Genomic DNA, 18,401 nt, shown 5'->3' on the forward strand with positions numbered 1-18,401 from the left:
GCTGCTCCGCGCCCCCGCGTGGGGCTAAATATTCGCCATGCCGCCGGTGAAACAACTACGATTAACCCACGTGGCTATTAGAAACCAGCCCCTATCCGCTTTCGATGATCTCGGAGAACACGAGCCGCGCGAAGAGTGCGGTGTGTTCGGTGTTTTCGCTCCTGGGGAAGAAGTCGCCAAGCTCACCTACTATGGCCTGTACGCGCTGCAGCACCGGGGCCAAGAAGCCGCCGGTATCGCGGTGGGTGATGGCGACAACGTGGTGGTGTACAAGGACCTCGGGCTCGTTTCCCAGGTCTTTGACGAGGGCGCTCTCGATGCCCTGCGCGGTAATCTGGCCATCGGCCATACCCGATATTCCACCGCCGGCGGCGCCTGCTGGGAGAATGCCCAGCCCATGTTCCGCGTCGCCCCGAATGGCACCGATGTGGCCCTCGGACACAATGGCAACTTGGTGAATTATCTCGAGTTGCTCGAAGAGGCCACCGAGAAGGGCTTGGTGGACCCTGCAACACAGCCCTCCGACTCGGACATCATGTGCGCCCTGCTCGCCGAGGGCATCTCCGAAGAGGTGTCGCTTGTCGACGCAGCCCTCAACCTTCTGCCGCGCATCACCGGCGCCTACTGCCTGACATTTACGGACGGCCACAAGCTCTATGCCGCCCGCGACCCGCATGGCGTGCGACCGCTCTCGATCGGTCGTCTCGAGCGGGGCTGGGTGGTGGCCTCTGAAACCGCGGCCCTCGATATCGTCGGTGCGTCTTTTGTGCGCGAGGTCGAGCCGGGGGAGTTCATCTCCATCGACGATTCCGGTATCCGTTCCCATCAATTCGCGCCCACCAAGCACAAGGGCTGCGTCTTTGAATACGTGTATTTGGCCCGCCCGGATTCCCTGATCCGCGGCCAGTCGGTGAACGATACCCGTGTGGGTATTGGCGCGGCGCTGGCGACGGAGCACCCGGTGGACGGCGATCTGGTGATCCCGGTGCCGGAGTCCGGCACCCCGGCGGCGGTGGGCTATTCCTATGGTTCGGGCATTCCCTTCGCCCAGGGGCTGGTGAAAAATGCCTATGTGGGCCGCACCTTCATCCAACCCACCCAAACCATTCGCCAGCTCGGCATCCGGCTCAAGCTCAACCCCTTGAAGCATGTGCTGGCTGGCAAGCGGCTGGTGGTGGTGGATGATTCCATCGTCCGCGGTAATACCCAGCGGGCGCTCATCCGCATGCTGCGCGAGGCCGGCGCCGCCGAGGTGCATGTGCGGATCGCCTCGCCGCCGGTGAAGTGGCCGTGCTTCTACGGCATCGACTTCGCCTCCCCTGGCGAGTTGATCGCCAATGGCACCGGCGCCCGCACCATGGAGGAAGCCGTGGACGTGATCTGCACCGCGATTGGTGCGGATTCGCTCGGCTTCGTCTCTATCGATCACATGGTGGAGGCCTCGAAGCAGAAGCGCGAGGATCTCTGCTGTGCCTGCTTCGATGGCGAGTACCCGCTGGGTATGCCGGCCGGAAACCCGAACACCGCGCTCGTGGAGGACATGCAGCGCAATCTGAAGAAAGTGACCACGACATGACCGATCACGCTCCCTCTGATGGCGCATCCTATGCAGCAGCTGGGGTGGATATCGCCGCCGGCGACCGCGCGGTAGAACTTATTGCCCCCTTGGCCAAGAAGGCCACCCGCCCCGAGGTGCGCGGCGGCATCGGCGGTTTCGCCGGGCTCTTCGCCCTCGGTAAGTACGAGAAGCCGCTTCTTGCCGCCGGCTCCGACGGCGTGGGCACCAAGCTGGCCGTGGCCCAGGCCATGGACAAGCACGACACCATCGGTATCGACTTGGTGGCCATGTGCGTTGATGACCTGGTGGTCTGTGGCGCCGAGCCGCTCTTCCTCCAGGACTATATTTCCGTGGGCAAGGTGGTGCCGGAGCATATCGCCGCCATCGTCAGCGGCATCGCCGAAGGCTGCGAGCAGGCCGGCTGCGCCCTGCTCGGCGGGGAAACCGCAGAACACCCCGGGGTGATGGGCGAGGAAGAATACGATGTGTCCGCCACCGCCGTCGGCGTGGTGGAAGAGGAGGAGCTGCTCGGGCCGGATCGGGTGCGCGATGGCGATGTGATTATCGGCATGGCCTCCTCGGGCCTGCACTCCAATGGCTATTCCTTGGCCCGCTATGTGCTGCTGGAATCCGCCGGGCTGCCGCTGGATCAGGAGATCGACGAGCTCGAGCGCACCCTCGGCGAGGAGCTGCTGGAGCCCACCCGGATCTACACCAAGGACTGCTTGGCGCTGGCCGCCGAGTGCGATGTGCGCACCTTCTGCCACGTCACCGGTGGCGGATTGGCCGGCAACCTCGTGCGGGTGCTGCCGGAGAACATGGTGGCAGAGATTTCCCGCTCGGCATGGAAGCCGCAGCCGATCTTCAAGCTCATCTCCGAGCTGGGCAAGGTCAGCCGCGAGGAAATGGAGAAAACCTTCAACATGGGTGTCGGCATGGTGGCCGTGGTGTCTGCGGCGGACCGCGACCGCGCCCTCGCCATGCTCACCGCCCGCCACGTGGATGCTTGGGAGATCGGCACGGTGCGCAGCGCCGCCGCCGATACTGAGGAGCGGGTGCTGCTCAGCGGCGAACACCCCCAGTACTAGCCATGAAGAAACCTCCCTGCTCACTGAGCAAGGAGGTTTCTTAACATAGTGTGCTACTTCTCGTATTCATCCTTGAAGTAGTCGGCCCACTCGGAGTAGGGATCGTCCTCCCGGACATCCTCCTCCGAACGGGAGCTATTGCTGGCGAGTTCACGCTGCAACTGCTCTAAGTCCATCTCAGGAGTTTGGTACTTCAGTTGACGAGCTACCTTAGCCTGCTTAGCCTTCGCGCGGCCGCGACCCATGGCTAGACCCCCTTGGAGTGTGCCTGAAGTGCCTCGGGCGTAGGGCACCCCATTATCGGTTTCTGCAATCTTGTATTCCTGTGAATCCACAATAGCTAATGTGACGAAAAAAGTCGCACCTGGGTCCGTGGCGTGCCGCAAAACCGTTTACGCCCGTACCCCTTTAGAGGGTACGAGAGCGGAAGCGCTGCACCGCCTCCCGGCCGGCCTTGGTGCCATTATCCTGCGGAATCGTCTCCGGGTCTACGGCCACGGAGCAGTCGCCCACGCGCAGATCTTGGGACTGTAGCGCGGATCTTTTCACCACGGCCAGCGCGATCGGACCGAAATCGCAGTCCTGCACCACCGTGCCCACCCGGCCCACGGCGCGCGGCCGGGTGCCCTTGGTGATGCTATCGCCGGGCGCCGGCAGACTGGGTGCGGAGCCATCGAGGTGCAGCCGCACCAGCACCCGCGGCGAGGATCCCAGATTCTCCACCCGGGCCACCGTCTCCTGGCCGCGGTAGCAGCCCTTGTGCAGATGCACCGCCGTGCCGCCCACCCAGTGCGCCACCTCGTGCGGGATCGACTTATCGTCCAGATCCACCTCCGGCAGCGGCAGCAGATGGCGCACCCGCTCCGCGGTCCACGCCATCAGGCCGACACAGCGCACGCCGTTGCTCTCCAGTTCCGTGAGGGTGGCGTCGATAAGCGCGGCGGGAACATAGAGGTCGGTGTGGGCGAGGGGAGTGCTGATGCTGCGGCTAAGCCCGGCCGGCGCGCTCGTGCCGAGGAGGGTGAGCAGGCCGAGGTCGGTGCGGGAGATCTCCACGGCCGACCAAAAGACCATGCGGCGCAGGAACTCCTCCAGGCTGTCGGCGCTGGGGCGGGGGATATCCAGCAGGAATCCCTCCTCGGTGCGCAGCACCCCCAGTGCGTGCAGGATATGGCCTTGGGCATCCAAATCCAGGGCCTCGGTGCCGGCGCCCACGGGAAGATCATCGAGCTTCTGCGAGAGCAGATTATTCAGAAACTCCGGGGCATCCGCGCCGCTGACCTGCAGCACCACCCGGTTGGAGCGGTCAATCACCACCGCCTGCTCGGTAATCGCCCGCTGCTCACCTAAAGGATCGCCATAATGCCACGCCACGCCCTCATAGGCGGGGTGGGCGTCGGCGTCCTGCGCGGGGCAGGCGCCGGGACGCGCTAGGCCAGGGGAACGATAGGATGTCTCACTCATGCCCGCCCATACTAGAGGAGCGCGGCGAGAGCCTGCGTGGAGGGGCACACGTACCAGCCGCCCGAGAGCGGCGTGGTGAACTCGGTGAGACGATCCGCCGGGCCGCCATCCACCCCGGCCATGCGGCGCAGCATCTCCTCCATGCGCCACTGATCGAAGCTGAAGCCCACGAACACGGTGCCGTGGGTGGACATGTCCCCATAGGAGACATTACGGCGGAAGATCTCCAGCTCATCCTCGTCGACCTCCACCACGGTGCGATTGACGTGGGAGGACTCCGGGTTGGCATCCTCGTCCAGCTCCACCGAATCGGGCTTGGTGCGGCCGATGATCTGCTCCTGGATATGGGCCTGCAGCGCCTCCCACTCCACGGCCTTGTGCTCCCACAGCTGGTAGAGCAGCACCGAGCTGCCCGCGCCGGGGCGACCCTCCGGCACCGCCACCACGCTCGGGGCCTCCAGGGCCGGCGGGTTTTCAGTACCGTCCTCGAAGCCGGTGAGATCGCGATTGTGCTGGTAGACCCAGCCGGTGGTTTCCTCCACCAGGGTGGCGCTCTCGCGCACCGTGCTCGCGATCGTGCGGGCGATGTCGAATACCTGGGAGCGGGAGGATCCTGCCACCCACACCCATGCATCGTGCTGGGTCGCGGGCATGGACATCGTCGAGCCGCTAATCGGCTCGGAAAAATCGTGCACCTTATCCGGCACATACTCCGCGTCGGCTACCTCGGCCCACAGGCTGGGGCGCACGCCCAGCACCACGTTGACGCCGTGGGTGGTGGGCAGATTGATGGCCTCGGCCAGATGGCGCAGCACCGCGCATCCATCCGCGCCGGGGGCAAGATCGAACTCGAGAAAAATATGGTCAGTGGTGCCTAGACCAGTGATTCCGCTTTGATGACTCATACCTTTGATTCTGCACCAAAGTTCGCGCCGGCGTGAATAATGAAAGGCATGAATCCTCGCCCCATTATCGTTCGCCTCGACATAAGCAGCGGAGAGATCGTCGATCACGACCCCGATACGCCTCTGGTCTACTGGGATGATTATGCCGTGACCCGCGGCGACGGGGTATTCGAAACCGTGCTTGTGCGTCAGGGACGCGCCTGCAATCTGCAGCGACACGTGGAGCGCTTTCACAGCTCGGCCGAGCTCTTGCATTTGCCGCCACCGCAGCAGCAGCTATGGGACGCCGCCATCCGGCGCGCCGCCGAGCGCTGGGAGCAGGAGAATCACTGCGATGGCGCCATGGTGTGGACCTATACCCGCGGCCGGGCCAGCACGGGGCAGCCCTCGGCGTGGATTAGCGTCAAGGCGGTCAGCGCCGAGCAGCTCGCCCAGCGCCAGCACGGGGTGGCGGTGCTCACCCTGCCGCGCGGGGCAGATGATTCCAGTCCCCGCGCCGCCAAGACCCTCAGTTATGCCTCGGCCATGGCGGCGCTGCGCCAGGCCGCCGCCCAGGGCATGGACGATGTGATCTACGTGGCGGGGGAGCGGGTCCTCGAAGGGGCAACCTCCACGGTGGTGGCGGTGACGGGATCCACGATCCGCACCCCCGAGCCCAAGGGCGATATCCTGCCCGGCACCACCCAGGCCGCGCTATTTAGCTACGCCACCGCCCACGGCTATAGCTGCGAGACCGGGGATATCACGGTGAGTGAGCTGGAGGCCGCGGATTCGGTGTGGCTGGTCAGCTCGGTGCGCATCGCCGCCCAGGTCACCAGCATCGATGGCCGGCCCACCCGCGGCCAGGACACAGCAAACGCCGCCGCAATCCAGACAATGATCACGGCGGCGTTGGGGTAGAAGGTTTAGCCCGCGTAGCGCTGCAGCTGCGCGGAGCGGCGGGGCTTGAGCTCCTGGTCCACGAGGCGCTCGTCCACCCAGCCGAGATCGCCATTGGGCAGCAGGCCGTAGAGGCGCTTGCCGGGGCCGAGCGTGGTGAGCCCCGAGGCGGTGGCCATAGTAGAGGCGGAGCTGAGCTCCCAGGCGCGCTCGTTGAGGGGCTCGCCGTACATGATCTCCACCGCGCCGCCGGAATGACAGAGAATGAACTCGATTTCGTCCTTGTCATTGATGCGCAAGAATCCGGTCTCGCGGGACTCGAGGGACTCCGGCGCATCCTTCTTCCAGCACTTGGACTCCACATTGATGTAATTGCCGCCATCGTGGGAGAAGATCAGCTGGTTGCCGAAGGTGAACTCGCCGTCCTCGGGGGTATCGGCTTGGCCCTCGCCGCGCCAGACACCCACCAGCGGCAGCAGCGCCAACAACCCATCGTGCAGGCTGGGGCCCTCGCGCAGGTTCGCGGTATCGGCGGGAATCGGCAGCTCGCCGAGGCTGGGAATATTCCGCCCGCCGGTGGTCTTAGCGACCTCCGCGGCGCGATTGACGGCCTCGTTGCCATCGAGGCGCGGGCTCAGGTTTTCGGGATGGTTCGTCGATGAATCAGTCACATTGTCTAATAGTAACGAAGCTAGGAACCAAGCTCGGCGATCTCCGCCTCATTACGGCGCTTCCCCTCGGAGGTAATCTCCTGCACCTGCGGCCCGAGCGGCGAGAGATCCCGGATATCCAGGCGCACATTGCGCTGCTCAGACTCGAATACCACCGAACCGCCGCGCACAAATACCTGCGAGGCCTGCGAGGGCAGGGGCAGCTCGCGCGAATCAATCTGGAAGAAGAACTGCTGCTTAATCTCTTCCTGGCGGGCCGGATCCTCCGGGCCATCGCGCAGCTCGGTAGGGGTCATGGTGATGGTGGTGCCGCTAATGCGCAGCCGCGCCAGCACCGTCACCGGCTCCTCGAGCCCGGCGGGGGTGCCGGTGAGCAGCACTTCCGCCGCGGTGCCGCCGGAGGGGGAGATGTCATAGGGGTGACTGATCTGCAGATCTGTCATCTGCAGGTGCTCGCCCAGGGCCACCCCATCGAGGCTCACCGAGCGGGAGATCACCCGCGCCACCACGCCATCGAGATCGCCGGAGAGCACCTGTTCGCGGTTCATGGTGAGGTTAAACACATCGGTGGTGGCGTTGACCACGCCGAAATTGGGCACGTCCACATCCATCACGTGCGTGGAAATCTTCGGCACATTGCCGCTGAGCAGCGCGGCAGTATAGGGCGCGCCGCCGACATAGACCCGCGGCGGTACCGGCAGGTGGGTGGCGTCCTCCACCGAGCGGGAGATCGTGCGTTCCACGTTGATGGCCACGGCGGCATCGGCGAGCCACCCGCTCACCCCGAGCGCTGCCACAACGGCGGCGATACGCAGTAGTCTCCGCTTGCCTTTCACGATCACTACCCTAGTGGATATGCGTTATGAGAAGTTGCATCTGCCCACCCACGCCGCGTTCCGTTCCGCCACCCTGAGCATGCTCGATGCCGTGCAGCGCGAGGACGGCGTGGCAGCCCTCTCGGAGCAATTCCTGCGGGGCCTTGACGACGCCGCCCTCGCCCACACCCACTGGCTGGCCCTCGATGAGGACACGGTGGCGGGGGTCTTGGCCGTCGCCCCGGACTCGGCGGAGCTCGCGGTGCACCCCGCTTATCGACGCCGCCACGTGGCCACCCACCTCCTCGATCAAGCAGCGGTCACAGACGTGTGGGCGCATGGCGATCTGCCGGCGGCCCAAGCGCTAGCGCAGCGTCGTCACGCGCGCATCACCCGAGAGCTGCTGGTGATGGGGATCGATGGGGATGCCCTGAGCGAGTATGTGCGCCGCAGCGCCACCACCCCGCCCGAGGCGGAGCTGGAGCTGGTGGACTATGCCACCGCCTGCACCCGCTGGGGCGAGGAGCAGGTGCAGCGCGCCTGGCTGGAGGCCAATAACTCGGCCTTTTCCTGGCACCCGGAGCAGGGCGGCTGGGATCTGGCGCGGCTGCGCTCGGGTATGGATACCGACTGGTTCGACCCGGCGGGGGTGCTGTTATATATGCACCGCGAGAGCGGCCAGGTGGCGGGATTCCACTGGACCAAATCCCACGGGGCCGAGCAGGGCGAGATCTACGTGGTGGGGGTGGCCGATGAGTTCCGCGGCCGCGGCCTCGGCGCCCCGCTCATTGCCGCTGGGGTGGCGCACCTTGTGGAGCAGGGGCACAGCTCCGTCATTCTGTACGTGGAGGCGGATAACACTCCGGCAGTCACCGCCTATGAGCAGGCAGGATTCAGCACCATCGAAAGGCATGTGGTGTATTCCAGCGGGCACTAAGGGCAGTTCGGGCAACTTTTGCTGTCTTTTCACCTTCCGTTAACCGCAGTGCGGCGTGGTGGCCATATCGCTGCCTTAGGTTGTCTCCTTGGGCACAGACGGCCCACCCCATCACCCATATGGAAGGACACCCACTGTGACTTATACCTTCAAACGTTCAGCCGCCCTCCTCGGTCTTGTCGCCAGCAGCTCCCTGGTGCTTGCTGCCTGCTCCGAAACCGGAAACAGCAACTCGGAGGGCGCTGAGGCCCCAGAGAACCTCTCCGACGCCTCCGGCCAGCTGGTCGCAGAGGGCGCCTCCTCGCAGCAGAAGGCCATGGACCTCTTCGGCATCAAGTTCAATGAGTCCACGGGAAATAACCTGTCCTATACCGCCACCGGTTCCGGCTCCGGCCAGAAGCAGTTCATCGCCGGCCAGGTGGCCTTCGGTGGCTCCGACTCCCCGCTGGATGAGGAGCAGGTGGCCGCCGCCGCTAAGCGCTGTGAGGGTAATGACGCCTGGCACCTGCCGATGGTGATCGGCCCAGTGGCCGTGGCCTATAACCTCGACGGTGTTGATGGCCTGAACCTCTCCGTGGAGAACGTCGCCAAGATCTTCAAGGGCGAGATCACCAAGTGGAATGATGAGGCCATCGCCGCCGAGAACGAGGGCATGGACCTGCCCGATTCCAAGATCGAGGTGGTCTACCGCTCCGAGGAGTCCGGTACCTCCGATAACTTCCAGAAGTTCCTCAAGGCCGCTGTTCCGGATCTGTGGGACACCACCGGCAAGTCCTTCCCCTCCACCACCGGCGCTGGCGCTAATGGCTCCACCGGTGTGGTGGGACAGGTCGCCGCCACCCCGGGTGCCATCACCTATGTGGAGGCAGGCTTCGCCACCGAGGCCGGCCTGGGCGTCGCCAATATCGACTTCGGCCACGGCCCCGTGGAATTGAATAACGAGACCGTGGGCAAGGCCCTGGACAATCTCGAGTACGCCGGCGAGGGCCACGACATGGTGGTGGACGCCAACAAGCTCTTCTCCATGGACGTTGAGGGCGCCTACCCGGTGGTGCTCACCACCTACGAGATCGTCTGCTCCGCCGGCTATGACGAGAACACCGCCGGCCTGGTGAAGGACTTCCTCAAGGTTGCCCTCGCCAACCAGGACCAGGACCTCGAGGCACAGGGCTATATCCCCGTGTCCGGTGAGTTCAAGAAGAAGCTGGAAGACGCCGTCGACGCACTCCAGTAATAGCCCCTTCTCAGTCAAAGGACGTTTCCTCTCATGTCCAGTACCTCCGTAGTGACTACGCGCGAGCCGGATGTGCGTACGGCACCGCCGAGCGCTCCCGAGCCGGCGCCGAAGCCCGTTTATCGCCCCGGCGACCGCATTTTCAAGACGCTCTCCACGGCCTCGGCGGCACTGATCACCGTGCTCATCGCAGCCATCGGCCTCTTCCTGCTGTGGCGCGCCGGGCCCGCACTGCTCAATAACGCCGAGGGATTGTCGGGATTCTTCACCTACGCGGGCGATTGGAATACCGCAGACACCTCTGCGATGTACTTCGGTATTCCCAATCTCTTCGCGGTCACCGTGACCGTCTCCCTGGTGGCGCTCCTGCTGGCCATGCCGGTGGCGCTGGGCATTGCGATCTTCCTCTCCAATTACGCACCGACGCGATGGGTGAAGCCGCTGGGCTTTTTGGTGGACCTGCTGGCCGCCGTGCCCTCCATCGTCTACGGCCTGTGGGGTGTGAAAGTACTCGGGCCGCTGCTCAGCGGAGTCTTTGAATGGATCAATAGCTGGGCGGGAGGATTCTTCCTCTTCGCGCACTATGACAATTCGCCGTCCTTTGCCACCTCCCGCATGATCCTTACCGGTGGCATCGTCTTGGCCATCATGATCCTGCCGATCATCGCCGCCACCGCGCGCGAGGTGTTCGTCCAAACCCCCAAGGGGCATATCGAGGCCGCCCTGGCACTCGGCGCCACCCGCTGGGAAGTCGTCCGGATGACGGTGCTGCCCTTCGGCATGTCCGGTTATATCTCCGGGGCAATGCTCGGATTGGGCCGCGCCCTGGGCGAGACCATGGCGCTCTATCTGGTGATCTCGCCCTCCTCGGCCTTCCGCGCCTCGCTCTTCGACGGCGGCACGACCTTCGCCACCGCGATCGCCAACGCGGCCCCCGAGTTCAACAATGACCTCAAGGCTGGCGCCTATATCGCCGCCGGCCTCGTGCTGTTCTTCCTCACCTTCGTGGTGAATGCGGCAGCACGTGGCGTCGTGAAGCGAGGAAAGTAGCATGACACAGATTCAGACATCCAGTTCTTTCCAGCACATCTCCTCCTCCCGCCGCACGAAAAACAGCATCGCCACGGTGGTGATCTATAGCGCCATGGTGCTGGCGATGGTGCCGCTGGTGTGGGTGCTGTGGGAGGTTGTGTCCCGCGGTATCGGTGCGGTGCTGCAACCGGAGTGGTGGACCGCCTCGCAGATGGGCATCCTCTACAACGTCGAGGGTGGCGGTGCACTGCACGCCATCGTCGGCACCCTGGTACAGGTGGGCATCGCCTCCATCCTGTCCATCCCCATCGGCATCTTCACCGCTATCTACCTGGTGGAGTACAACAACGGCGGACGGCTGGCGAAGGTCACCACCTTCATGGTGGATATCCTCACCGGTGTGCCCTCGATCGTGGCGGCGCTGTTTATCTACTCGGTGTGGGTGGTGCTCTTCGGCTTCGAGCGCTCCGGTATGGCGGTGGCGCTGTCGCTGGTGCTGCTCATGATCCCGGTGGTCGTGCGCAATACCGAAGAGATGCTGCGGGTGGTGCCGCACGATCTGCGTGAGGCCTCCTATGCACTCGGCGTGCCCAAGTGGAAGACCATCGCCAGGATCGTCTTGCCCACCGCATTGTCGGGCATCGTCACTGGCATCATGCTGGCCATTGCGCGCGTGATGGGCGAGTCCGCCCCCGTGCTCATCTTGGTGGGCTCCTTCCAAGGCATCAACTGGGACCCCGCGAGCGGCCCACAGTCCTCGCTGCCGCTGATGATGCTCGACATGTACAAGGCCGGCTCCTCCGATGCGGTGCTGGCCAAGATGTGGGGTGCGGCCCTCACCCTCGTGCTCCTCATCGCCCTGCTCAATATCGCGGCACGGATCGTTTCCGCGAAATTCTCTGTGAAAAACTAGCCCCACCGCTCAGGAGAACTCACTCACATGGCCAAGCGTCTCGACCTTAACGACGTCAATATTTACTATGGCGATTTCCACGCCGTGCAGAATGTGAACCTGCACGTGCCGCCGGAGTCCGTCACCGCCTTCATCGGCCCCTCTGGCTGCGGCAAGTCCACCGTGCTGCGCACCCTCAACCGAATGCACGAAGTGATCCCAGGGGCGCGCGTAGAAGGCAGCATCACCCTCGATGGTGAGGACATCTACGGCCCCAAGGTGGATCCCGTATCCGTCCGCAACACCATCGGCATGGTGTTCCAAAAAGCTAATCCTTTCCCCACCATGTCCATCGCCGACAATGTGACGGCGGGGCTGCGGCTGTCCGGAATGAAGGACAAGAAGAAGCTCGCAGAGGTCTGCGAGAAGTCGCTGCGCAGCGCCAACCTGTGGGAGGAAGTCAAGGACCGCCTGGATAAGCCGGGTGGTGGACTCTCCGGTGGGCAGCAGCAGCGTCTGTGTATCGCCCGCGCGATTGCGGTGGAGCCCGGCGTGCTGCTCATGGATGAGCCCTGCTCCGCGCTCGACCCGATCTCCACCCTCGCCGTGGAGGACCTGATTCACGAGCTGAAGAAGGACTTCACCATCGTGATCGTCACCCACAATATGCAGCAGGCCGCCCGTGTCTCGGACCAGACGGCATTCTTCTCCCTCGAAGCCACCGGTAAGCCCGGGCGGCTGGTTGAGGTGGGGCCCACCAAGAAGATCTTCGAAAACCCCGACGAGAAAGAAACCGAAGACTATATCTCGGGCCGCTTCGGTTAAACAGCCCGCGACCCGTCCCGCCTAGTCGCGGGAAAAGCGCCGCTCCAGATCTGCGATGCGGCGCGCAAAATCTTCTTCGCTGCGCTCATCTTCCAGCTTCAGGCGGTACTCCTCCGGTTGCATACCGGAGGTGAGGTACACGATGCGCGCAGCGACATCCACCGTATGGTCGGCGAAGCGCTCATAGTAGCGGGACAGCAGAGTGACGTCCACGGCCTCTAGGGTGGAATATTTCCATTCCCGCTGGGTGAGCACGTGCATGATATGGGCGTGCAGATCATCCATAGCGTCATCATCATCACTGAGCACCAGCGCCACATCCGCATCCGGATTGAGCAGTAGCTCGTGAATTTTGTCCGACATCTGCAAAGCGATGCGCGACATTTCCTCGAAATAGCCCACTAAAATCGCCGGTACGGCATTATTCGGATGCCGGCGCCGCGCCACCCGGGCGATATGCATGCCCAGCGCGCCCATGCGATCAAAATGCTCCACAATATAGATGGAAGAAATGATCTGGCGCAGATCCCGCGCCATGGGACCTTCCAAAAGCAGCAGGGCAACGGCACGTTCCTCGCAGCGCTGCCGCGTCTCCTCCATAGCGGTGGCAGCTGAGAGCGCCTCCTCGGCGGGAGTGAGCTCATTATTAATCAGCGCCTTGCTAGCTAGTCTCATCGTCTCGCGGACGTGATCACTTAAGACCAGAAGATCGTAGGAAAAGCCGTCTAGGTGCTCGCGAAAGGCAGTGCGCATAAGCTGCACTATAGCTACTTCTGTGCAGCTCTGCTGAGTACGAAAAGCGGTTAGCCGCCGGAATGCATGATTTCGGCTCCCTCGGGAACGCTGGCGTCCTCAGGATCGTCCAGCCACCCCTCCGGCAGCAGCACCTTCGCCGGCGAGCCCTGGCGGCCGCGCGGCCCCTCGGCATCGGCGGCCAGCTCGCTGCTCTCGGCATAGGGGGCGAGCAGCTCATCCAGATGCGCCAAGGATGTCACCCGTGAGAGCTGGCTCCGAGCCTCGCCGCCGACGGGGAAGCCACGCAGATACCAGCCCATGTGTTTACGCAGGTCGCGGCAGCCCTTCTCCTCGCCTTCGTGGCGCACCATCAACTCGGCGTGGCGCCGGATGATCCGGGTGACCTCGCCCAAGGTGGGTTGCGGCGGTAGCGGCTGGCCCCGCAGCACCGCGGCCAGCTCCGCGAAGAGCCACGGCCGGCCGAGACACCCGCGGCCAATCACCACGCCATCGCAGCCGGTGCGCTGCATCATGGTCACCGCGTCCTGGGCGGCAAAGATATCGCCATTGCCCAAGACAGGGATATCGGCGAACCCAGAGTCCACCATGTGCTGCTTGAGTGCCGCGATCTCCTCGAGCCGGGCCGTGCCGGAATAGCGCTGGGCGGCGGTGCGGGCGTGGCAGGCCACGGCGGCCGCCCCATTCTCCGCCGCGATCCGGCCCGCATCGAGGTGAGTGTGGTGCTCATCATCAATCCCGACGCGGAATTTCACCGTCACCGGAATATCGGTGCCCTCGGTCGCGCGCACCGCGGCGTTCACGATATTGCCGAAGAGCCGGCGCTTATAGGGCAGCGCCGAGCCGCCGCCGCGCCGAGTAACCTTCGGCACCGGGCAGCCGAAGTTCATATCAATATGATCGGCCAGGTCGTTGTCCACGATCATCCGCGCCGCCTCATAGGTATAGTGCGGATCCACCGTGTAGAGCTGCATGCTCCGCGGATTCTCTGCTGCATCGAAGGCGATCATGTGCATCGTCTTCTCATTGCGTTCCACGAGAGCGCGGGCGGTGATCATCTCACACACATAGAGCCCCGAGACGCTCCCCATCTTCTCCAACTCTTGTTCGCGGCATAGTGTGCGAAACGCGACATTGGTTACCCCCGCCATAGGGGCGAGCACGACGGGGGATTCGAGGGTGAGTGAACCGATCTGCAGCGGCCGATGATTGCGCAATGTAGTCACCCGCCTAGTGTCGCCTATCCGCAGCGTTCACCGCAATTTCGCGGCGTCGTTCCCAGCTCTGCGCGGCAATGGCGGGCAGCCGATCTCCGACGAGGTCGGGGGGTAGTGGAAAAGAACCTGAGACATGAACCAAAAGTTCGTCTATTGTGGGGTGCGTAACCTAGTTCACAGCGGGTGCGCTGACGCGTGCAAGATCGCACGGTGGTATCAGCCGGCACATTCAACCGCGGGGCTAGGACAAGTACCGCACTCACGGCCTGTGGTGGTGACCCGATAAGGAGTCCGCCCCGCACCGGACTGCACACAGAAATAAGGAGAACTAAGAGTTCATGTCGGATCGTATTGCCAACGCCAAGCTTCGCGGAAAAGTTATGTCTGCGGAGGAAGCTGCCCAGTTTGTTAACCACGGTGACAAGGTAGGTGTATCGGGCTTCACCGGCGCCGGTTACCCGAAGGTGCTTCCCACCGCTATCGCGGAGCGCGCCAAGGAGGCTCATGCCAAGGGTGAGGAGTACATGATTGACCTCTTCACCGGTGCCTCCACCGCTCCCGAGTGTGACGGTGTACTCGCCGAGGCGGATGCCATCCGCTTCCGTACCCCGTACCAGTCGGACCCGATCCTGCGTGGCAAGATCAACGACGGCACCACCTACTACGCCGACTACCACCTCTCCGAGTCGGGCATGTACGTCTCCCAGGGCTTCTTCGGCAACATGAACGTTGCCATCGTCGAGGTCACCCGCATCACCGAGGAAGGCCACCTCGTTCCCTCCTCCTCCGTGGGTAATAACGTGGAGTACCTGGACGCCGCCGACAAGATCATCATCGAGGTCAATGAGTGGCAGTCCCTGAACCTCGAGGGCATGGCCGATATCTACCGCATCGAGCCGCTGCCGAACCGTCAGCCCATCCCGATCACCAAGCCCGGCGATCGTATCGGTACCACCTACATCGACATCGATGTGGACAAGGTGGTGGCTGTGGTCGAGACCAATAACGAGGACCGCAACGCCCCCTTCAAGCCGCTGGACGAGACCTCCAAGCAGATCGCCGGTAACTTCCTTGACTTCCTCGAGGGCGAGGTGGCCGCTGGTCGCCTGACCTATGACGGCTACATCATGCAGTCCGGCGTGGGTAACGTGCCGAACGCCGTGATGTCCGGCCTGCTGGACTCCAAGTTCGAGAACATCAAGGCCTACACCGAGGTCATCCAGGACGGCATGGTGGACCTCATCGATGCCGGCAAGATGACCATGGCATCCGCCACCTCCTTCTCGCTCTCCCCCGAGTACGCCGAGAAGATGAACGCCGAGGCCGACCGCTACGCCAAGTCCATCGTGCTGCGCCCGCAGCAGATCTCCAACCACCCCGAGGTTGTGCGCCGCCTCGGCCTGATCGCCACCAATGGTCTGATCGAGGCCGATATCTACGGCAACGTCAACTCCACCAACGTCACCGGCTCCCGGATGATGAACGGTGTGGGCGGTTCCGCGGACTTCACCCGTAACGGCTTCATCAGCTCCTTCATCACCCCCTCCGAGGCGAAGAACGGCGATATCTCCGCCATCGTGCCCTTCGTCTCGCACGTGGACCACACCGAGCAGGACGTCAAGGTCCTCATCACCGAGTACGGCTACGCCGATCTCCGTGGCCTGGCACCGCGCCAGCGTGTGGAGAAGATCATCGCCATCGCGCACCCGGATTACCGTCCGGTGCTGGAGGAGTACTACTCCCGCGCACTCGAGGCAGCCAAGAAGAACAAGACCCTCCAGACCCCGCACGATCTGGAGACCGCACTGTCCTTCCACCAGCGCTTCGTCACTCACGGCTCCATGAAGCCGCAGAGCTAAGAGCTCAGTGAGTCTCGCTGCCACCTCGCCCGCACACGCGGGCGGGGTGGTCTTTTTTCCAAACACCGCACCGCATTGATAAACTACATGTCTCGTACGGGCCTTTAGCTCAGTTGGTAGAGCTACGGACTTTTAATCCGCAGGTCGTGGGTTCGAGCCCCACAGGGCCCACTACAGCAGCACTCCCCAGCCAGATGGCTGGGGAGTGCTGTTTTTATTCCTGGGGGTAGCGCTGTTGCGCCGGCCACCAGATCCGGTTGCCCGCCCAGAGGGTGAAGGCGGGGACGAGGAAGGAGCGGATGAGAAGGGCGTCGATAAGCACTCCGAGGGCCACAATCACCGCCAGCTGTACGAGGAATTGGATGGGGATCACGGCCAGGGCGGAGAAGGTGGCGGCCAGCACGACGCCGGCGCTCGTAATCACCCCGCCGGTGGTGATCAAGCCGCGGCGTACGCCGTGGTGGGTGCCGTGCTCGAGTGCTTCCTCGCGGACGCGCGTCATGAGGAAGATGTTGTAGTCGATGCCGAGGGCCACGAGGAAAACGAAGCCGTAGAGCGGCACGGTGGGATCAGCGCCGCTGAAGCCCAAGAGGTGGAAGATGAGCGCGGCCACGCCGAGGGCGGTGCCGAAGGAGAGAATCGTGGTGGCCAGGAGCATCACGGGCGCCAGCAGGGAGCGCAGCAATACCGCCAGCATGACGGTGATTACCAGCAGCACCACGGGGATGATCACCTGGCGGTCGCGGATGGAGGTGTCATTGGTGTCGATGTCCACGGCCGTGGTGCCGCCCACGGCCGCATCGGGAAGCGCGGCGCGCAGCTGGCGGACGGTGTCTTTCGCTGCGGCGGAATCGGCGGGGGCGTCGAGGGTGGCCTGGATCATCACTCGGCCATCCACCACGGTGGCGGCGCCGCGCCCCGGAATCGGGGATTCGAGCGATAGCGCGGCGGGCTGCTCCACCCCGGCAGTCGCGGCGATGGTGGCGATGGTGGTATCCGCAGCGGACTCATCGGCGAGCACGTACACCGGAGAGCCGGAGCCGCCAGGGAAGTGACGATCCACTACCTCCTGGCCATCGCGGGCATCGCTCTGGCCGAGCACGAAATCGGATTGGGGAACGCCATCGGCGTCGAAGCCGATCAGCCCGAACCAGCCACAGGCCAAGAGCGCGGACATGCCGAGGGCAAGGGCGCGAGGATGGCGCTCCGTCGCATCGGCCACCCGCGTCCACGTGGGCGACTCCTGGCTCTCCTGACTGGGGCGGGGGCGACGCGGCCAGAAGGCCACGCGGCCGAGAAGCAGCAGCAGGGCGGGGAGGAAGGTGAGGGAGGAGGCCACCGCGGCGGCGATACCGATCGAGGCCACCGGCCCGAGCGCGGCCGTCGACGCCAGATCGGAGAGCATGAGGCAGAGCAGGCCCGCCACGACAGTGCCGGCCGAGGCCGCAATCGGCTCCCAGGTGCCCGTGATCGCCCGAAGCGTGGCCGTCCACGCCCGGGGGTGCTTCGTGAGTTCCTCGCGGTAACGGGCGGTGTACAGCAGCCCATAGTCGGTGGCGGCGCCGATCACCAAGATGAAGAGGATTCCTTGGACCTGGCCGTTGATGGTGACGATGCCGGCCCGCGCCAGGGCCACGTTGATCGCCACGGCCAGACACAGCGCCGTGAGCGCAGAGAGCAGCACCAGCAGCGGCAAGATGGGGGAGCGGTAGACCACAACCAGAACCAGCAGCACGGCGATGACGGTGACGAGCAGGAGCTGGGAGTCGATACCGGCGAAGGCGGCGGAGAGATCGGCGGTGAAGCCGGCGGGGCCGGTAATCCACATCTCATCGGCGGCAGGGAGGCGTTGCTCGATCGCGGTGTCGAGCGCGGCCACCACCTCGGTGATGGCGGCGTCGCTGGGGATGGCAGCCACCAGCTGCACCGCCTCGCCGTCCGCGGAAGGCAGGAGGGGGCTGAAGCTGAGTTCGGGGAACTCAGGGGCGAGTTCCTCGGGGAGCGAGCCGAGGGCCTCCGGGGTGGCAGACTCGCCGCTGATGACCACGACGGCGGGAATAGAGTCGCCGTCGCGAAAATCGCTGAGCGCCTTCTGCACGGTCGTGGACTCCGCGGTTTCGGGGAGGAAGGAGGCGGGGTCAGTGGAGGAGACCTCGCTGATGGCACCGAACTGGGGGCCGCCGAGGCCCATAATGGCGATCCACAGTGCCACCAGTGCTAGGGGCAGTCCTGTGCGCAACCAACGGGAAGGAGCAGAGGTGGTCATAGGCAA

At 64.2% G+C, this 18,401-nt stretch carries 17 protein-coding genes and 1 tRNA gene; 10 read left to right on the forward strand and 8 right to left on the reverse strand.

Translation table 11 applies throughout. From position 1 onward, the window contains the following. The first annotated feature begins 37 nt into the window (after positions 1-37). Both purF and purM read left to right on the forward strand, forming a co-directional pair. On the forward strand, positions 38-1,576 hold the full coding sequence (gene purF, locus KR227_RS09615) for an amidophosphoribosyltransferase (RefSeq protein ID WP_370625219.1): 1,539 nt from the start codon (positions 38-40) through the stop codon (positions 1,574-1,576). After that, positions 1,573-2,646, forward strand: coding sequence for a phosphoribosylformylglycinamidine cyclo-ligase (purM, locus tag KR227_RS09620; protein ID WP_218365131.1), 1,074 nt, complete (start codon positions 1,573-1,575; stop codon positions 2,644-2,646). The genes purF and purM overlap by 4 nt, the downstream gene beginning before the upstream one ends. A gap of 53 nt (positions 2,647-2,699) precedes the next feature. Here purM and KR227_RS09625 read toward each other — a convergent pair whose 3' ends face one another. The 3 genes from KR227_RS09625 to KR227_RS09635 all read right to left on the reverse strand — a co-directional run bounded on the left by KR227_RS09625 (position 2,700) and on the right by KR227_RS09635 (position 5,015). Further along, the gene (locus KR227_RS09625; protein ID WP_151550035.1) at positions 2,700-2,891 is read right to left on the reverse strand and encodes a DUF3073 domain-containing protein; all 192 of its coding nucleotides are present in this window, start codon (positions 2,889-2,891) and stop codon (positions 2,700-2,702) included. A gap of 163 nt (positions 2,892-3,054) precedes the next feature. Further along, the gene (locus KR227_RS09630) at positions 3,055-4,110 is read right to left on the reverse strand and encodes a folate-binding protein YgfZ (RefSeq protein ID WP_218365132.1); all 1,056 of its coding nucleotides are present in this window, start codon (positions 4,108-4,110) and stop codon (positions 3,055-3,057) included. 11 nt (positions 4,111-4,121) lie between these two features. Continuing rightward, positions 4,122-5,015, reverse strand: a complete 894-nt coding sequence (locus tag KR227_RS09635) for a Dyp-type peroxidase (RefSeq protein ID WP_218365133.1) — start codon at positions 5,013-5,015, stop codon at positions 4,122-4,124. Between the two features lie 48 nt (positions 5,016-5,063). Here KR227_RS09635 and KR227_RS09640 point away from each other — a divergent pair, with 48 nt between their 5' ends. After that, the gene (locus KR227_RS09640) at positions 5,064-5,915 is read left to right on the forward strand and encodes an aminodeoxychorismate lyase (RefSeq protein WP_218365134.1); all 852 of its coding nucleotides are present in this window, start codon (positions 5,064-5,066) and stop codon (positions 5,913-5,915) included. 5 nt (positions 5,916-5,920) lie between these two features. On the opposite strand, the gene KR227_RS09645 is transcribed toward KR227_RS09640, so the two are convergent. Then, a complete protein-coding gene (locus KR227_RS09645; protein ID WP_151530221.1) occupies positions 5,921-6,565 on the reverse strand; it encodes an FABP family protein in 645 nt (214 codons plus the stop codon). Positions 6,566-6,585: 20 nt separating this feature from the next. Further along, on the reverse strand, positions 6,586-7,407 hold the full coding sequence (locus tag KR227_RS09650) for a DUF2993 domain-containing protein (RefSeq protein WP_218365135.1): 822 nt from the start codon (positions 7,405-7,407) through the stop codon (positions 6,586-6,588). 13 nt (positions 7,408-7,420) lie between these two features. On the opposite strand from KR227_RS09650, the gene mshD reads away from it, so the two are divergent. The 5 genes from mshD (at position 7,421) to pstB (ending at position 12,300) form a co-directional block, all read left to right on the forward strand. Next, positions 7,421-8,317 carry a mycothiol synthase gene (gene mshD / locus KR227_RS09655; RefSeq protein WP_218365136.1) on the forward strand — a complete coding sequence of 299 codons (897 nt, stop codon included), beginning with the start codon at positions 7,421-7,423 and terminating at the stop codon, positions 8,315-8,317. A 136-nt stretch (positions 8,318-8,453) separates the two neighbouring features. After that, positions 8,454-9,551, forward strand: coding sequence for a phosphate ABC transporter substrate-binding protein PstS (pstS, locus tag KR227_RS09660; RefSeq protein WP_218365137.1), 1,098 nt, complete (start codon positions 8,454-8,456; stop codon positions 9,549-9,551). Between the two features lie 33 nt (positions 9,552-9,584). Next, entirely contained in the window at positions 9,585-10,601 is a 1,017-nt protein-coding gene (gene pstC, locus KR227_RS09665; RefSeq protein ID WP_218365138.1) for a phosphate ABC transporter permease subunit PstC, read from the forward strand. 1 nt (position 10,602) lies between these two features. Beyond that, positions 10,603-11,496 (forward strand): phosphate ABC transporter permease PstA, encoded by an 894-nt coding sequence (gene pstA / locus KR227_RS09670; RefSeq protein WP_151550021.1) that lies wholly within the window; start codon positions 10,603-10,605, stop codon positions 11,494-11,496. A gap of 27 nt (positions 11,497-11,523) precedes the next feature. Next, positions 11,524-12,300 (forward strand): phosphate ABC transporter ATP-binding protein PstB, encoded by a 777-nt coding sequence (gene pstB / locus KR227_RS09675; protein ID WP_151530227.1) that lies wholly within the window; start codon positions 11,524-11,526, stop codon positions 12,298-12,300. A gap of 21 nt (positions 12,301-12,321) precedes the next feature. Here the strand turns inward: pstB and KR227_RS09680 are convergent, their stop codons facing one another. Further along, positions 12,322-13,053: a PhoU domain-containing protein gene (locus tag KR227_RS09680; protein ID WP_218365139.1), complete on the reverse strand. Its 732-nt coding sequence runs from the start codon at positions 13,051-13,053 to the stop codon at positions 12,322-12,324. 50 nt (positions 13,054-13,103) lie between these two features. Further along, positions 13,104-14,279: a tRNA dihydrouridine synthase DusB gene (dusB, locus tag KR227_RS09685; protein WP_218365140.1), complete on the reverse strand. Its 1,176-nt coding sequence runs from the start codon at positions 14,277-14,279 to the stop codon at positions 13,104-13,106. A 329-nt stretch (positions 14,280-14,608) separates the two neighbouring features. Here dusB and KR227_RS09690 point away from each other — a divergent pair, with 329 nt between their 5' ends. Together KR227_RS09690 and KR227_RS09695 are read left to right on the forward strand one after the other, a co-directional pair. Further along, positions 14,609-16,129 (forward strand): acetyl-CoA hydrolase/transferase family protein, encoded by a 1,521-nt coding sequence (locus tag KR227_RS09690; RefSeq protein WP_218365141.1) that lies wholly within the window; start codon positions 14,609-14,611, stop codon positions 16,127-16,129. A 98-nt stretch (positions 16,130-16,227) separates the two neighbouring features. Further along, positions 16,228-16,300 (forward strand) — tRNA-Lys (locus KR227_RS09695). 43 nt (positions 16,301-16,343) lie between these two features. On the opposite strand, the gene KR227_RS09700 is transcribed toward KR227_RS09695, so the two are convergent. Continuing rightward, positions 16,344-18,395 carry an MMPL family transporter gene (locus KR227_RS09700; protein WP_218365142.1) on the reverse strand — a complete coding sequence of 684 codons (2,052 nt, stop codon included), beginning with the start codon at positions 18,393-18,395 and terminating at the stop codon, positions 16,344-16,346. Positions 18,396-18,401 lie beyond the last annotated feature (6 nt).

Origin of the sequence: Corynebacterium sp. TAE3-ERU30 (assembly GCF_019209925.1) — a bacterium.
GTDB lineage: Bacteria > Actinomycetota > Actinomycetes > Mycobacteriales > Mycobacteriaceae > Corynebacterium > Corynebacterium megadyptis.

Excerpts from the sequence above, each read along its gene's own strand:
- KR227_RS09700 (WP_218365142.1), bottom strand. The coding sequence starts at position 18,395 with ATGACCACCTCTGCTCCTTCCCGTTGGTTGCGCACAGGACTGCCCCTA.
- purM (WP_218365131.1), top strand. The coding sequence starts at position 1,573 with ATGACCGATCACGCTCCCTCTGATGGCGCATCCTATGCAGCAGCTGGG.
- pstC (WP_218365138.1), top strand. The coding sequence starts at position 9,585 with ATGTCCAGTACCTCCGTAGTGACTACGCGCGAGCCGGATGTGCGTACG.
- KR227_RS09635 (WP_218365133.1), bottom strand. The coding sequence starts at position 5,015 with ATGAGTCATCAAAGCGGAATCACTGGTCTAGGCACCACTGACCATATT.
- pstA (WP_151550021.1), top strand. The coding sequence starts at position 10,603 with ATGACACAGATTCAGACATCCAGTTCTTTCCAGCACATCTCCTCCTCC.
- KR227_RS09625 (WP_151550035.1), bottom strand. The coding sequence starts at position 2,891 with ATGGGTCGCGGCCGCGCGAAGGCTAAGCAGGCTAAGGTAGCTCGTCAA.
- KR227_RS09640 (WP_218365134.1), top strand. The coding sequence starts at position 5,064 with ATGAATCCTCGCCCCATTATCGTTCGCCTCGACATAAGCAGCGGAGAG.
- KR227_RS09680 (WP_218365139.1), bottom strand. The coding sequence starts at position 13,053 with ATGCGCACTGCCTTTCGCGAGCACCTAGACGGCTTTTCCTACGATCTT.
- KR227_RS09690 (WP_218365141.1), top strand. The coding sequence starts at position 14,609 with ATGTCGGATCGTATTGCCAACGCCAAGCTTCGCGGAAAAGTTATGTCT.
- purF (WP_370625219.1), top strand. The coding sequence starts at position 38 with ATGCCGCCGGTGAAACAACTACGATTAACCCACGTGGCTATTAGAAAC.
- KR227_RS09630 (WP_218365132.1), bottom strand. The coding sequence starts at position 4,110 with ATGAGTGAGACATCCTATCGTTCCCCTGGCCTAGCGCGTCCCGGCGCC.
- mshD (WP_218365136.1), top strand. The coding sequence starts at position 7,421 with ATGCGTTATGAGAAGTTGCATCTGCCCACCCACGCCGCGTTCCGTTCC.
- pstB (WP_151530227.1), top strand. The coding sequence starts at position 11,524 with ATGGCCAAGCGTCTCGACCTTAACGACGTCAATATTTACTATGGCGAT.